Origin of the sequence: Sphaerospermopsis sp. LEGE 00249 (assembly GCF_014299995.1) — a bacterium.
Lineage (GTDB): Bacteria > Cyanobacteriota > Cyanobacteriia > Cyanobacteriales > Nostocaceae > Sphaerospermopsis > Sphaerospermopsis kisseleviana.
The window spans coordinates 1-13532 of sequence record NZ_JACJUZ010000101.1 but is presented as its reverse complement, the minus strand read 5'-3'; the positions used below and the strand labels follow the sequence as shown (position 1 = coordinate 13532).

Annotated in this window: 15 protein-coding genes; 8 read left to right on the top strand and 7 right to left on the bottom strand. The window is 40.1% G+C overall.

Features of this window, described 5'->3' with window-relative positions; genetic code table 11:
* Nucleotides 1-80: 80 nt before the first annotated feature.
* The 3 genes from H5968_RS22920 to H5968_RS22910 form a co-directional block, all read right to left on the bottom strand.
* Entirely contained in the window at nucleotides 81-536 is a 456-nt protein-coding gene (locus H5968_RS22920) for an AAA family ATPase (RefSeq protein ID WP_137666681.1), read from the bottom strand.
* A 115-nt stretch (nucleotides 537-651) separates the two neighbouring features.
* Nucleotides 652-1941: a glucose-1-phosphate adenylyltransferase gene (locus tag H5968_RS22915; protein ID WP_187041786.1), complete on the bottom strand. Its 1290-nt coding sequence runs from the start codon at nucleotides 1939-1941 to the stop codon at nucleotides 652-654.
* 155 nt (nucleotides 1942-2096) lie between these two features.
* Nucleotides 2097-2210 carry a hypothetical protein gene (locus H5968_RS22910; RefSeq protein ID WP_187041787.1) on the bottom strand — a complete coding sequence of 38 codons (114 nt, stop codon included), beginning with the start codon at nucleotides 2208-2210 and terminating at the stop codon, nucleotides 2097-2099.
* Between the two features lie 111 nt (nucleotides 2211-2321).
* Here H5968_RS22910 and H5968_RS22905 point away from each other — a divergent pair, with 111 nt between their 5' ends.
* The 3 genes from H5968_RS22905 to H5968_RS22895 all read left to right on the top strand — a co-directional run bounded on the left by H5968_RS22905 (nucleotide 2322) and on the right by H5968_RS22895 (nucleotide 4657).
* Nucleotides 2322-2606, top strand: coding sequence for a type II toxin-antitoxin system HigB family toxin (locus H5968_RS22905; RefSeq protein ID WP_187041785.1), 285 nt, complete (start codon nucleotides 2322-2324; stop codon nucleotides 2604-2606).
* 99 nt (nucleotides 2607-2705) lie between these two features.
* A complete protein-coding gene (locus H5968_RS22900; RefSeq protein ID WP_187041784.1) occupies nucleotides 2706-3107 on the top strand; it encodes a type II toxin-antitoxin system HigA family antitoxin in 402 nt (133 codons plus the stop codon).
* 104 nt (nucleotides 3108-3211) lie between these two features.
* The gene (locus H5968_RS22895) at nucleotides 3212-4657 is read left to right on the top strand and encodes a glycoside hydrolase family 13 protein (protein ID WP_187041783.1); all 1446 of its coding nucleotides are present in this window, start codon (nucleotides 3212-3214) and stop codon (nucleotides 4655-4657) included.
* 668 nt (nucleotides 4658-5325) lie between these two features.
* Here the strand turns inward: H5968_RS22895 and H5968_RS22890 are convergent.
* Both H5968_RS22890 and H5968_RS22885 read right to left on the bottom strand, forming a co-directional pair.
* Nucleotides 5326-5619 carry a DUF3593 domain-containing protein gene (locus H5968_RS22890; protein WP_187041782.1) on the bottom strand — a complete coding sequence of 98 codons (294 nt, stop codon included), beginning with the start codon at nucleotides 5617-5619 and terminating at the stop codon, nucleotides 5326-5328.
* The gene (locus H5968_RS22885) at nucleotides 5616-5951 is read right to left on the bottom strand and encodes a DUF2499 domain-containing protein (protein WP_096572146.1); all 336 of its coding nucleotides are present in this window, start codon (nucleotides 5949-5951) and stop codon (nucleotides 5616-5618) included. Before H5968_RS22885 ends, H5968_RS22890 begins: the two co-directional genes overlap by 4 nt.
* Nucleotides 5952-6185: 234 nt before the next feature.
* Here H5968_RS22885 and csaB point away from each other — a divergent pair, with 234 nt between their 5' ends.
* Both csaB and H5968_RS22875 read left to right on the top strand, forming a co-directional pair.
* The gene (csaB, locus tag H5968_RS22880; RefSeq protein ID WP_096572147.1) at nucleotides 6186-7223 is read left to right on the top strand and encodes a polysaccharide pyruvyl transferase CsaB; all 1038 of its coding nucleotides are present in this window, start codon (nucleotides 6186-6188) and stop codon (nucleotides 7221-7223) included.
* Nucleotides 7224-7317: 94 nt separating this feature from the next.
* On the top strand, nucleotides 7318-7896 hold the full coding sequence (locus H5968_RS22875) for a Uma2 family endonuclease (protein ID WP_187041781.1): 579 nt from the start codon (nucleotides 7318-7320) through the stop codon (nucleotides 7894-7896).
* 229 nt (nucleotides 7897-8125) lie between these two features.
* Here the strand turns inward: H5968_RS22875 and pgeF are convergent, their stop codons facing one another.
* Entirely contained in the window at nucleotides 8126-8902 is a 777-nt protein-coding gene (pgeF, locus tag H5968_RS22870; RefSeq protein WP_187041780.1) for a peptidoglycan editing factor PgeF, read from the bottom strand.
* A gap of 77 nt (nucleotides 8903-8979) precedes the next feature.
* On the opposite strand from pgeF, the gene H5968_RS22865 reads away from it, so the two are divergent.
* Together H5968_RS22865 and H5968_RS22860 are read left to right on the top strand one after the other, a co-directional pair.
* Nucleotides 8980-9780 (top strand): biotin--[acetyl-CoA-carboxylase] ligase, encoded by an 801-nt coding sequence (locus H5968_RS22865; protein WP_187041779.1) that lies wholly within the window; start codon nucleotides 8980-8982, stop codon nucleotides 9778-9780.
* Between the two features lie 99 nt (nucleotides 9781-9879).
* A complete protein-coding gene (locus tag H5968_RS22860; RefSeq protein WP_187041778.1) occupies nucleotides 9880-11469 on the top strand; it encodes a peptidoglycan DD-metalloendopeptidase family protein in 1590 nt (529 codons plus the stop codon).
* A 70-nt stretch (nucleotides 11470-11539) separates the two neighbouring features.
* On the opposite strand, the gene H5968_RS22855 is transcribed toward H5968_RS22860, so the two are convergent.
* Entirely contained in the window at nucleotides 11540-12196 is a 657-nt protein-coding gene (locus H5968_RS22855) for a riboflavin synthase (RefSeq protein WP_096572151.1), read from the bottom strand.
* Nucleotides 12197-12917: 721 nt separating this feature from the next.
* Between H5968_RS22855 and H5968_RS22850 the strand changes: the two genes are divergently transcribed.
* Nucleotides 12918-13415, top strand: a complete 498-nt coding sequence (locus tag H5968_RS22850; protein WP_096572152.1) for a bifunctional nuclease family protein — start codon at nucleotides 12918-12920, stop codon at nucleotides 13413-13415.
* The last annotated feature ends 117 nt before the right edge of the window (nucleotides 13416-13532 follow it).

Below are 13532 nucleotides of genomic sequence, written 5' to 3'. Positions count from 1 at the left end.
GAGCAGGGGGAGAAAAGATTTTTACCAATGCCCAATACCCAGTCACCAATCACCAGTCACCAGTCACCAATCACCCCACCTTACTTATAAATTATGTCGTCTAGTCCTTCATCTAAGCTGGGGGGAGCATCCCAAAGTTGGCGGTGCATTCGCAAAATAACGTCTTCTGGAACTTGGCGATCGCGTTTTTTATTGCGTGTTAAACATAACCAAACGGGAGTTCTTACCCATATACCAGTAATGTGAGTAAAACCAGTGTGACGGGCTAATTCTATAACTTCCCGGCGATTTCTTCTTTGGGCGTTAGTAGCATCAAAAATGGTGGGTATATTGGCAATAGTGGCTTGTTGAAACTGTCTTTCAACTTCTTGCCAAATCAAAAACCAAGGACCTTGAGTGGCTTGAGAACCAAAAAGCTGCCCCCGGATAGCATCTGTAGAAATGAGTTGCATCTGAGGGCATTCTGTTAGTAATTGTGCAGCCAATGTTGATTTACCGCTACCAGGAAGACCAATTAGTAAAAGTAGTTTAGTCATTGGGAATAGGGAAGATGGGTAGATGGGGAGATGGGGAGATGGGGAGAAATTAAATTATTTGTATTTTCCCAGTCACCAGTCACCAATCACCAATCACCAATCACCAATCACCAGACTAAATAACTGTTCCATCAGGAATCACGGCATTTTTGAGAACAACTACAATCCCACTACGGATATAAAATCCTTGTTTTTCCCGTTCAGCTTCTTGGACGTTATCCTTGTTGATAATTTTCACATTATGACCAATGCGGGCATTTTTATCAATGATGGCTCGGCGAATAATGGTATCTGTACCAATACCAACGGGAATATCACCTTGTTCTATACTACATTGACGTTCTACCGATGGTTGGTAATAGTCTGAACCCATAATCAGGGTTTCTTCAATTACAGAACCTGATTCAATCCGCGATCGCACTCCCAAAACTGAATGTTGAATCCGGCAGTGTTTCAAAATACAACCTTCACCAATCATTGATTCTGTAATATTGCAATTCAATAATTTAGAAGGTGGTAAGTAACGAGCGCGGGTGTAAATTGGTGCTGCTTCATCGTAGAAGCTAAAGGGTGGAAGAGGCTGCTTAGTCAGGGCTAAATTGGCGTTGTAAAATGCTTCTATTGTTCCGATGTCTTCCCAGTAATCATCAAATAAGTATGCCTGAACATTATGATCTTTAGCGGCATCAGGAATAATTTCTTTACCGAAATCAGTCCGTTCTAAAGATTCTTTCAGCAGTTTGATTAAAACATCTTTTTTGAACACATATATGCCCATTGAGGCGATATATGGTTGTAATTCAGCTTGTTCTTTGGTTAACCCCAGGATGGTTGTATCAACGCGCATTTTGGCTAAAGCGTCACCCTTGGGTTTTTCGCTAAAGTCAATCACCCTACCAGAGTTGTCAATTTTCATTAAACCAAAATCGGAGGCGCGGCGATCGTCTATGGGAATCACAGAAAGGGTAATATCCGCGTTGGTTTCCCGATGACGCTGGATAAACTGACGGTAATCCATGCGGTAAAGGTGATCACCAGACAGGATCAGAAATTCGTCTACATCCCATTCCTGTAACATCCAGAGATACTGACGTACAGCATCGGCTGTACCTTGGAACCAGTTGGGGTTTTCTGGAGTTTGTTGTGCTGCTAACACTTCTACAAACCCATCACTGAAGCCACCGAAGTTGTAAGCACGGGTAATATGGCGATTTAAAGAGGCTGAGTTAAATTGTGTGAGAACGTAGATTTTATAGATTTCTGAATTTATGCAGTTACTGATTGGGATATCTATTAAGCGATATTTCCCAGCTACGGGTACTGCGGGTTTAGCGCGGAGTTTGGTTAAGGGATACAGTCGTGTACCCGCACCTCCACCAAGAATGATTGCTAAAACTTTTTTCACAAAATTTCTCCAGACTGCCTTTCAACTCTCACCTACAGTTTAGGACTATCAGTGGCAACTGATAAGGGGGGATCAAAGAATCTTGAGGAAGAATTTTTGAGATTGGGTTCAAACCAGTAAAATAGAACTAATGTATTAATAATGGATAGATTTTGTTAATCAGGTAGAAAATCATCAATTATTACTTGTTGTAGATGATATGGACGGATCACAGGAAAAGAGTCTCTAGGTAAACCTGTTTCAGCTTTTGCTTGTTTAACTGCTTGTATATAACATTTATATAACTAGGACTTACGCACTGTACAAATTCACCTGATTGTAGTTGTTGACTTTCTGTTCTCAATATGTGAACATAGAACTATTCCATCTATTCCAAGTCTATGAGGTTAATTAAAAGACAAAATGTGATAGAAGATGCTAAAAAATTTCCTAAAGATATACAAAACGGTGTTAAAGCATGGTGTAAGGTTGTTAAAGACGCTGAATGGCAAAACTTAGAGGACATCCGTAAAAGTTATAATCGTTCTGTAGACCAAGTAGAAAATTTTTTAGTTTTTAATATTAAATCTTATCGTTTAATTGTCGGTTTTAACTTTAAAGCTCAGATTATTTATTACAAATATCTTCTCACCCATGATGAATATGAAACTAATAAATGGAAATAGGAGTCAGGAGTCAGGAGTCAGGATTAAAAAAAAGGATTTATTATCTCCCCAGATCGCAAATTTACTAACCTTGATTGATAATCAAAAGGTAATTGAAGTATGACTATCACACTGGACAGCAAAACCTACGGTTCTCTTTTGGAAGAATACCAACCGAAAGTTATTACTTCTGAAGAAGAGTATAATATTGCCATTGCATCTATTGAAAAATTGATGGAATCGGGAAAAGAACTTTCTCTAGAAGAAACCTCTCTATTAGAATTGCTTTCTATTCTTGTAGAAATGTATGAAGATTCCCAATTTCCTTTAGAATCTGCATCTCCTCAAGAAATTCTATTACATCTGATGGATGCACGAGGACTTAAACAAGCAGATTTAGTTGAAGTTATCGGTTCAAAGGGTGTAGTTTCAGAAATTGTTAATGGTAAAAGATCCATTAGTAAAGCACAAGCTAAAGCTTTAGGAGAGTTTTTCCATGTTTCTGCAGTACTTTTTATTTAAGTTTCGTCAGATTTAGTGAATGTGAATATTTTTTCTCAAATCAACATCAGGGATAATGTTTTCCTGTAGGATGAGAGTTACTATTTCATAACTTATTAGTAAGTATGCAGATTCACACACCAGACTGGGTTAAACACGCGGTTTTCTACCAAATCTTCCCCGATAGATTCGCTAAAAGTACACAACCCCGGAAACGTTTATTAAATGATCCAAAATGGGAAGATTGGGATGCTTTACCCACACTGCAAGGTTATAAAGGTGGGGATTTATGGGGGATTTTAGAACAATTAGATTATATTCAAAGTTTAGGCGTTAACGCTATTTACTTTACTCCCATTTTTCAATCTGCTTGTAATCACCGTTATCACACCCATGATTATTATCAAGTTGATCCTTTATTGGGAGGAAATGCAGCATTTAAAGAATTGCTAGATGCAGCACATCAACGTAATATTAAAATTGTGTTGGATGGGGTTTTTAATCATGCGAGTCGGGGGATTTTCTTTTTTCACGACATATTAGAAAATGGACCTCATTCACCTTGGGTAGATTGGTTTAAAATTCAAGGTTGGCCACTTGCACCTTATACGGGTAATGCACCTGCAAATTATGAAAGTTGGGCGGGTATTCGTTCTTTACCGGTGTTTAATCATGATAACCCAGAAGTGCGGGAATATATTATGGAAATTGCCGAATATTGGATTAAATTTGGTATTGATGGTTGGCGTTTAGATGTACCTTTTGAAATTAAAACTCCTGGTTTTTGGCAAGAATTTAGACAACGAGTAAAAGCCATAAATTCTGATGCTTATATTGTCGGAGAAGTGTGGACAGATTCCCGTCAGTGGTTGGATGGAACACAATTTGATGGTGTAATGAATTATTTATTTACGGGTCCAACTATTGCTTTTACTGCGGGAAACCGTGTAGATTTAGAAATGGTAAAGGGACGTGATTATAAACCTTTTCCACCTTTATTTGCTGCTGAATATGCGGAGAAAATAGAGGACTTATTGACACTTTATCCTTGGGAAATTCAACTTACACAACTGAATTTATTAGCAAGTCATGATACAGCGAGATTAATAACTATTGCAGGTGGTGATGTTGCATCTTTAGAATTAGCAACTTTGTTATTATTGACTTTTCCGGGAGCGCCTAGTATATATTATGGTGATGAAGTGGGTTTACCAGGTGCTTTAGATCCTGATTGTCGTCGTGGTTTTCCTTTAGAAGCTAATTGGAATTTGCAAATTTTGAAAACCCATAAACAATTAATTTCTTTACGTAATCAATATCAAGCTTTGAGGGTGGGAAGTTATCAAGTTATTTATGCGGAAAGTACGCTGTATGTGTTTATAAGAATTTGGGAAAATGAGGAGTTAATGATTGCAGTAAATGTGGGTGAGGAGTCGGTTACAGTGAGTTTTGATGGTGGGAAATTAGAAAATAAATTGCAAAATTTATTGTTTGGAAATGGGGAAATAAAGTGGAATAATCAGAGTGTTGATTTGAATGTTCCTGCGCGTAGTGGGTGTATTTTTGGTTAGGAATTGAGATCCCCCCTAACCCCCTATAAACATCTTTCTTAACATGAAATTTGACAAAAAGAAGAAGTTAAGCTGTTGTGCATTTAATTTGTATAAGTGGAACAGGCATCTTGCCTGTTCCACAAGAGTTCAGAATATTAGCATTATACAATTTAGCTGTGTAACAGCTTATGCAGGGGGGTAGAGAGACAAAAAAATCATCTGCACATAAGTATTCACAGGGAGGAATGCGATTTTGTGAGGTGCTTAAATTTCGGGTGCTAATCACCTATGTTCTTTGTTATCACCCTCAAACTCTTTATTCATGGTGGTTTTCAGTTTATTCAGCAACCCCTATTTAGGGTTTGCTGAATAAACCTAAAACCTTGATATATCAAAGGTTAGAGGCTGATAAACACAGAAATTAGTGCAAGGGTTTTGAAGGGTATACCGGAGAAAGTGTGCATTTTTTGGGATTTCAAGAGATGGCAAAGAAATTTTCAAATCTCCTCCTGACTCCTGACTCCTGACTCCTGACTCCTATGCCCTCACGGAAAGACTTTCTCAGCAACCCCTATTTAGGGGTGCGATCGCGGCAGAAAATGTGTTTTTATTGAGAATTAGGTAATTTAATTGAGAATTAAAACCCGATCTCACAAAATCGCTTCGCTCCCCCTGTCACCTATCACCTATTCCTTATTCCCTAAATTTTGTACTGCTTGGCGAAAACCTAAGACGACTAAAATATTAGCGAGGGTTAAAAATACTTCAGCGCCTCCATGTAACCAGTCTATATTGGCTAAAGCTTCTCCATAAGCAACTTTGGCATAGATGCCGGCGGGAATGGTAACACCGACAAATACTAAAGTACCGTAAAATCCATATAGGGATAAACGTGGCATTTGCGGACTACGGCTAATAAACCACAAGAAACCCAAATAGGGAAACAAGGAAAGGGCAAAGAGGGTTTCTTTTGATATCATGGTTCTGATTTGATGGTTTTTGCTTCAATTTTGGTTGCAGACTTGGTAGAACGCCAAATCCATACTGCTGCCGCCCAAAGGGTAAAATTACCCACTAATGTCATGGTAGCTTGGAGGGTGACTAACCATTCTAGGGATTCGGGGTTGTCGAAATAATGCCAAGTGCAAGCACACATAGCACTGATTAAAGCTGGTAACATGGCAAAGGACAATCCCCACCAACTACGGTTTTTTGTCAGTTCACCGTATCTCCAGATTAACCAAATAGCGGCTATCCATTCAATAACACTAGAAACGTGAATAATCCAGGTGGGAATCGAAAGGGCGTGCATAATAGTCAGTAATCAGTTATTAGTTGTCTATTAGTTGTCAGTCGTAGATAACCACTTAAAAAATTGGTAATCCAAAATCTAAAATATCAGGACTTACGTAGAATACCTCACAAACCCTCTTTCCTTTGTGTCCTTTGCGTCCTTTGCGGTTTATTTTTCCATGATTACGGCCTAAGTCCAACATCTAACATCCAAAATCCAAAATCCAAAATCCAAAATCCAAAATTATTGAAGATGCGTGTTTTATTATCTGGGTATTACGGCAAAGGTAATGGTGGTGATGAAGCTTTGTTAGCTACACTTTTGCAAATGTTACCACCTCATGTCACCCCTGTAGTGCTTTCTGGAAATCCTGAAGAAACGAGTCGGCGTTATGGTGTGGAAAGTTACAACCGCATGGCGTTTTTACAGGTAATTCAAGCTTTACGTTCCTGTGATGCGTTCATTTGGGGTGGTGGTAGTTTAATGCAGGATGTGACTAGTACCATTAGCCCTTTTTATTATGGCGGATTAATGGCGATCGCTCAAGTCCTAAAATTAAAAACTATAGCTTGGGGACAGGGAATAGGACCTTTATTGCGTCCGCAAACTCGCTGGTTAGCAAAGCGAAATTTTGCTGGTTGTATTCAAGTCAGTGTACGCGATCGCTCTAGTTCGGCTTTATTATCAAATTGGAATATACCACATATTCTTGCACCTGATCCAGTTTGGGCATTAAAGTCGCAGTCAGTAGCAGAATTAGCAGATTTACCAAAACCAAGAATTGCAGTTACTTTAAGAAATCATCCCCAACTTACAGAAACTAGATTAGCAAATTTAACTCGTGCTTTGGTGGAGTTACAAACAGCTACCCAAGCCTTTATTTTAATATTACCATTTCAAAAAAGCGAAGATTTAGGAATTGCCGAAAAAATTCAACTGCAATTAACAGATAATAGTCAGATTCTTTGTTTAGAAGCACCGGAAATTTTAAAAGGTGCATTTCAGGGTGTAGATATGGTTATTGGAATGCGTCTACATAGTTTAATTATGGCAGCTAGTGAAGGTTGTCGTTGTTTTGCATTGAGTTATGATCCCAAGATAAACAGATTAATGGAAGACTTACAAATACCTGGATGGGATTTAGAAAATATCCCCGATGATGTAGATTTAATTAGTAAAAATTGGTTAGATTTTTATCAAAATGGTAATGCTTTGTCATCGGAGAAAATACAATCTTTAGTCAATGGGGCGTTTTTGCATAGGGATTTATTAAAGGATGCTTTAAAGTAAATTTTCTTAAGTAGCATAACCAAATCATACCAAGTTCATTTATTATTGAGATCCGAGTTGATATATATTCCCAGAGATATCCCCAGAGATAATTATGACAGCGATCACCGTCAACTTAAATCCTATTATCCAACTCACAGACCATCAATTTTATCAATTGTGTCGAGAAAATCCTGAAGTTAAATTTGAAAGAAATGCAAAAGGAGAAATACAGATTATGTCACCCACAGGAGGAGGAACGGGAAAACGTAATGTTGAAATTTCGGCAGATTTTGTTTTTTGGAATCGTCAAAATAAACTAGGAGTTTGTTTTGATTCTTCCACCTGTTTTAAACTTCCCAATGGTGCAAACCGTTCTCCTGATGTAGCTTGGATAAAAAAAGCAAGATGGGATGCACTCACACTGGAAGAACAGGAAAAGTTTCCACCAATCGCACCCGATTTTGTTTTAGAGTTAATGTCACCCAGTGATAGTTTAGAAGAAACTCAGGAAAAAATGCGGGAGTATATCAATAATGAAGTAAGATTAGGTTGGTTGATTAATCGTAAAATGCGTCAAGTGGAAATTTATCGTCTTGGTAAACCAGTGGAAGTATTAGAATTTCCTCAAGAATTATCAGGTGAAGATGTTTTACCGGGGTTTGTTTTGAATTTGCAAATAGTTTGGGGATAAACTAGGTGACAGATACTAGAGAAGAAAGCAGGGTAACACAAAACCCTCTTAAAGAAAAAATCGTTCCTATCCAACTCTTGAAACTGTCACCGTGGGGTAGCACCTGTCACCTGTCACCTGTCACCTAGCTTTCACAGATAACTTTTTCAGCAAACCCTAAATAGAAATGCTAATGCCATGCTCAATACAACGGTAACACATCAAACATTATGTTACTACTGACAGGAAATTAAGATAAACTAACAATTCCTGACCATTGCACCTTTTTCTCCTTTTCTCGACGATAAGAAAAGAAGTGTTCAGAAGATTGATAGGTACAGTAAGGAGCGATCGCAATTTGTTCTCCACTAAACCCCAACTGCTCTAACTGCAAAGCATTAACACGACGCACATCTAAACGCACCTTTCCCGGTTCTGCATCCGGTAATAAAGGTGAATCAGGTAAATCGTGTAAAGCAGCAACTATTTTTTCTGGGTCATTATGTGGTATAATAGTGCTTCCAATTTCCGCAGCCACTTCCACGGAAACTTGGTAAACTTCACCTGCGATCGCAGGACCCATAGCAATGCGTAAATCTTCCAGTTTGCTACCTTGAGATTGCATCTTTTTAATGGCTTGGGGAACAATCTGCGCTGCTGTACCCCGCCAACCCGCGTGTAAAGCCGCTACCTGTCCGATTTTGACATCCCCAATCAGCACCGGTGTACAATCAGCAGAAGCCACCCAAACAGCCTGTAAAGGTTTTTCACTGATTAAACCATCTGCTAACGCCAACTCATCATTGCTGTTGTTTAAATGTTCATCTACCTCTTGGGGAGTCAAAACAGTATTACCGTGAACTTGTTTTAAACGATAAGCAGCAGCTTCTGGTTGCAGTACCTGTGTTAACTCCTGCGGTGGACGTGGCCAAAACTGCTGGGTAAAAAAACCATGAGGCCAAGGTGTCAAAAGATTACAAGTCAGGTAAGGTAGACCTTCCCAATTGTGCCAGTGCCAAGTGTGCATTTTCAAACAAACCCAAACAAAAAATACAAAACCGCCAATCAATGCTAACTTGATCAACGGGATTTAGGGGAATAACTGTGAAATTTGATCGGCAACTTTTAGAAAATTTCTTACACTTAGGGCGTAAGCAACCATGTATACCATTTTCTCTACACATTTTTGACAGTCTCCCGTCAACTAATCAAATGGTATGGGACTTGATCGCCCAAGGAGCAAAACCAGGATCTGTAGTGATTGCCACCCAACAAACCGCAGGTAGGGGACAATGGGGAAGACAATGGTTATCTCCTGCGGGTGGTTTATACCTTTCAATGGCGATCGCTCCTCAACTAGAAGTCACCAATAGCTATCAACTAACCTTAGCTAGTGCTTGGGGAATTGCTTCACACTTACGAAAGTGTGGCATAACAGTAGGAATAAAATGGCCGAATGATTTAGTATTAAATCGTCGCAAACTAGGGGGCATTTTAACAGAAACCAGGGTTTTTCAAGGGCATATTACCCAAGCTGTGATTGGTGTAGGTATCAACTGGGCTAACCCAGTACCAGAAACTGGCATCAACTTAAAATCCTGGCAAACTACCCAGAATGATCAAGCTATTTCTGGGCTAGAAATGCTCACTGCTCAAGTTTTACTGGGAATACAGTCCGGTCTAGAGTGTCTAAACAACGAAGGAATAAGCATACTACTGTCTCGTTATCTGCATTTACTGACAAACATTGGTGATCATGTGTATGTCAATAATCTCTTAGGCACTGTAGTTGGGGTGACACCCGAAGGAAATCTCCGCTTACAAATGGCTGAATATAATAGGACAGAACTGATAAAAGCAGAAATTTCTGTAGAACCCGGTACAATCAGTTTGGGTTACTCTTAATCTTCGGTGTTAATTTCTGTTTAATTTCTGTTTAATTTCTGTTTAACTTTTTAAGCACATCATCTTCTTTAAACTTATTACACACAACTGAGAGAAAAAATGACGCAGCCTCATAAATCTGCCCATAACCGCTTGAATAATAAGCGAACTCAAAGTTTAACAACAAAACGCTTTGCTTCTACATTACCAGCCCAAGCCCTGACTTGGTTGAGTAGTGTTAGCCTGTTAAGTGGTGGTTTTGTGTTGGCTCAAACGGAATCATCAGTAGATAACATTGTTCCCACTATTGAAAGTTCCCAACCGACAGCAGTTGCAGAGACAGAAAAAAAAGAAACTGCTGCCCCAGAAGCAGTAAAATCAACACCAGATTTTGCTGAACGCAGAGCCAGACTGAAAAAGAAACTCAATAATCAAGAAGTTTCCCAAACAGTAGAACCGGTGAGACAGTCTCAACCGAAAGCAGAAAATTCTCAACCTGTTGTCATCATTAAAACTTCTCAACCGAAAGCGGAAACGTCACAGGTGAAAAAACCAGAGACTTCTGTTAACTCAGCACCTGAGAAACCCGCAGAAGTAGCTAAACCAGCAAATAATAATGCTGGGGATACTGGCAGCGCCACAGCGAGGAAAACCAAAGATTACAATAACACCCAGATTGACCCCACCGAATACAATGGGACTGCAACTAACAACTATGAACCACCCAGTTCTGTAGTTGTTACAGAAAGGTCTAGCGGTTGTGAAGCAGTTTTTTCTAAAAGAGAAATTGCTGCTGGTGCTTGTGGTAAAAAAGCCACTGATACCCCTACCGTAGCTGATGCACCCAAAAAATCAGCACCTAGTTGGATCAAAAAAAGTGAAACCGCTAGTTTAGAAAAAACACCAAAAACACCGCAAGTAGCGGCTCAGTCTAACTCACAAGCCCGCAATGTAGTAAAAACGGTTGCTACTGCTGTCAATAATAATCAAAGTTGGCGTACTGCCCAAACAAATACCAGCAGTTCTACAAAAACCGCCTATCGTCCGAATCGGTTTATTCCTCAACCCAGCGAGTTTTCCCCAACTACAACCGTCAATGCTACACCCATCGCCCCCAGCTTTGGTAGTTTACCAGCACCAATGGCAGAGGATAATATAGCACCACGTCCGAGTAATGTATCTTATGACTTTGCCCTGGCAGCGGTTTTACCACAAGTTCCTTACAGTAACACCTTTGCTTATGCTTACCGTGGTGGTAGTTCGGGAGTAGCTTTTCCCTTATCTTTTGCTGCGCCTGTAACTTCTTTATTTGGTTGGCGGATACATCCTATAACTGGCGATCGCCGTTTCCATGCAGGTACAGATATAGGAGCGCCCACAGGTACACCAATTTTAGCAGCGGCTAGAGGTCAAGTAGAAACCGCTGACTGGATTGGTGGTTACGGTTTAACCGTGATTATTAATCACAGTTCTGCCCAACAAACTCTCTACGCTCATATGTCAGACATCTTAGTTAGTCCTGGTCAGTGGGTAGAACCAGGAATGGTGATCGGTCGTGTGGGTAGCACTGGTAACTCTACAGGACCTCACCTGCATTTTGAAGTCCGTCACCTCACACCCAACGGTTGGGTTGCTGTTGACCCCGGTGTGAAGTTACAAGCAGGTTTAAATAACTTGGTGTACAACAACAGAACAGCACAGGCCAGATAGGGGACAGGTGACAGGTGACTAGGGACTGGGTAATCAGTTATATTTTTCCCAATCACCAATCACCAGTCACCTATAAATACCCGTGTTCTATTAAGAATGCGGGTGTAATGTCCTCTTGATGTGGTGTTTTGCCTGGGGAAATGAATTTTTCCACGTATTTACCCAGGATATCGGCTTCTAAGTTTACCCAACTACCAGAACTTAAACAACTCAGGTTTGTTTCCGAGTATGTGAGGGGAATGACGGCTGCTGTAAACTGTGAGTGTTCGGGTTGATAGGTGGCTACAGTGAGACTGATACCGTTGATGGCGATGCTACCTTTAGGGACGATATAACGAGCGATCGCCTCCGGTACTGCAAAAGTCATTTCCCAAGAGGTCGCTGTCTGTTCCGCTAAAATGAGTTCACCCATCCCATCTACATGACCCATGACAAAATGACCTCCTACCTTACCCCCCACTCGCAGCGACGTTTCTAGGTTGACATATCTGGCTTGGGTTTCTTCTCTCCCTAAAGTGGTACGACGCAGGGTTTCTGGTGAAGCAGTGGCAATAAAACCATCTTTTAAAATTTCTTCCACCGTCAGACATACGCCATCTACTGCTACACTATCGCCATAAGTTAAATCGTGCATAATGGCATCCGAGTGGCTGACAAAAGTAATCTGCCACAAATCGTTAGATAAGGGTTTAATTTTACCTAATCCTTGAATTAATCCTGTAAACATGATTTTTTGCCAAATTAACTTTATTTACAAGTTTGCTAAGAATTGGTAATGGGTAATTAGTAATGGGTAATTGGTAATGGGTAATTGGTAATACAATTTTGGATTTTGGATTGTTTTTGTCAATTCCAATCTAAAATCTAAAATTTTCTTTCCCAGTCACCAGTCCCCAGTCACCAGTCCCCAGTCACCAGTCCCCAGTCACCAGTCCCCAATCACCTATTGCTTAATTTTGGCTGAAATCAACTGATAATTCCGAACAAAAACGTAAAACATTTAAAGATAATTTCTGAAGTTTTTTTTGAAGGCTGAACAGTCACACATTAACATCAATCTCAAGGCATACTTGGATAAGACGATTATGATTTGAGGAGAGCATTTTGACTTACTCTGGTGTTTACTACAAGTTAGGAGTCATCCGGTGGAGATTAATTTTCCGATAAAGCTTTATATACTGCCACATATCGGACAATAATTGCTCGTATTTGGCTATAACTCGCTTCCCAAAAGATAGGCGTTTAAGCTGAAACAGGGATCACTGCTCTCATTTTGCCAATAAAATCAGGAGTAAAGTCCAGATTATCTGGGTTTTATGTAGCAGTTTAATAGAAGCGATTATAAAGAAGAAAAGCCCTATGTTTACTTCTGTCTTAGAAAAACCCAATCAAGGGTATTTTTTGCCACATAGCACTCAAGCAATACAAGGATTTTAGAGGGTTGGCCAATGATTGAAATGAGAGTCGCTGGTATAGCTTTAGATGCCATAACCCGTAGTCCGATTGTACTCCTGAAAGATAGTTCAGATCGTCGGGCTTTACCAATTTATATCGGTCAGGATCAAGCTAGGGCGATTATGGGTGCTATGGAGCATCAAAAACCCCCTAGACCTTTAACTCATGACTTGATGGTAAATGTTTTGGAAGCATGGAATATGACCTTAGAAAAGGTGATAATTCATTCTTTGCAAAAGGATACATTCTACGCTGCTTTAATTGTGCAGCAAGGAGAGGTAAAAAAAGAAATAGATTCTCGTCCTAGTGATGCGATCGCCATTGCTTTACGGACAAATGCACCGATTTGGGTGATGGAAGAAGTGGTAGCAGATGCTTCTATTCCCGTTGATCGTGATGCTGATGAAGCTGAACAACAAGCTTTCCGGGAATTTGTTTCTAATCTTCGTCCTGAAGATTTAATCAAGCGATTTGGTAATGGTGACGGTTAAATAGGAGAGTGGGGACTGGTGACTGGTGACTGGGGACTGGGGACTGGGGACTGGTGACTGGTGACTGGTGACTGGGGACTGGTGACTGGGGACTGGTGACTGGGGACTGGGGACTGG

What these genes read in the sequence shown, in the direction of transcription:
- csaB (WP_096572147.1), top strand. Translation starts at nt 6,186, where the DNA reads ATGCGTGTTTTATTATCTGGGTATTACGGCAAAGGTAATGGTGGTGAT.
- H5968_RS22875 (WP_187041781.1), top strand. Translation starts at nt 7,318, where the DNA reads ATGACAGCGATCACCGTCAACTTAAATCCTATTATCCAACTCACAGAC.
- H5968_RS22860 (WP_187041778.1), top strand. Translation starts at nt 9,880, where the DNA reads ATGACGCAGCCTCATAAATCTGCCCATAACCGCTTGAATAATAAGCGA.
- H5968_RS22895 (WP_187041783.1), top strand. Translation starts at nt 3,212, where the DNA reads ATGCAGATTCACACACCAGACTGGGTTAAACACGCGGTTTTCTACCAA.
- H5968_RS22850 (WP_096572152.1), top strand. Translation starts at nt 12,918, where the DNA reads ATGATTGAAATGAGAGTCGCTGGTATAGCTTTAGATGCCATAACCCGT.
- pgeF (WP_187041780.1), bottom strand. Translation starts at nt 8,902, where the DNA reads ATGCACACTTGGCACTGGCACAATTGGGAAGGTCTACCTTACCTGACT.
- H5968_RS22890 (WP_187041782.1), bottom strand. Translation starts at nt 5,619, where the DNA reads ATGATATCAAAAGAAACCCTCTTTGCCCTTTCCTTGTTTCCCTATTTG.
- H5968_RS22900 (WP_187041784.1), top strand. Translation starts at nt 2,706, where the DNA reads ATGACTATCACACTGGACAGCAAAACCTACGGTTCTCTTTTGGAAGAA.
- H5968_RS22855 (WP_096572151.1), bottom strand. Translation starts at nt 12,196, where the DNA reads ATGTTTACAGGATTAATTCAAGGATTAGGTAAAATTAAACCCTTATCT.
- H5968_RS22905 (WP_187041785.1), top strand. Translation starts at nt 2,322, where the DNA reads ATGAGGTTAATTAAAAGACAAAATGTGATAGAAGATGCTAAAAAATTT.
- H5968_RS22885 (WP_096572146.1), bottom strand. Translation starts at nt 5,951, where the DNA reads ATGCACGCCCTTTCGATTCCCACCTGGATTATTCACGTTTCTAGTGTT.
- H5968_RS22920 (WP_137666681.1), bottom strand. Translation starts at nt 536, where the DNA reads ATGACTAAACTACTTTTACTAATTGGTCTTCCTGGTAGCGGTAAATCA.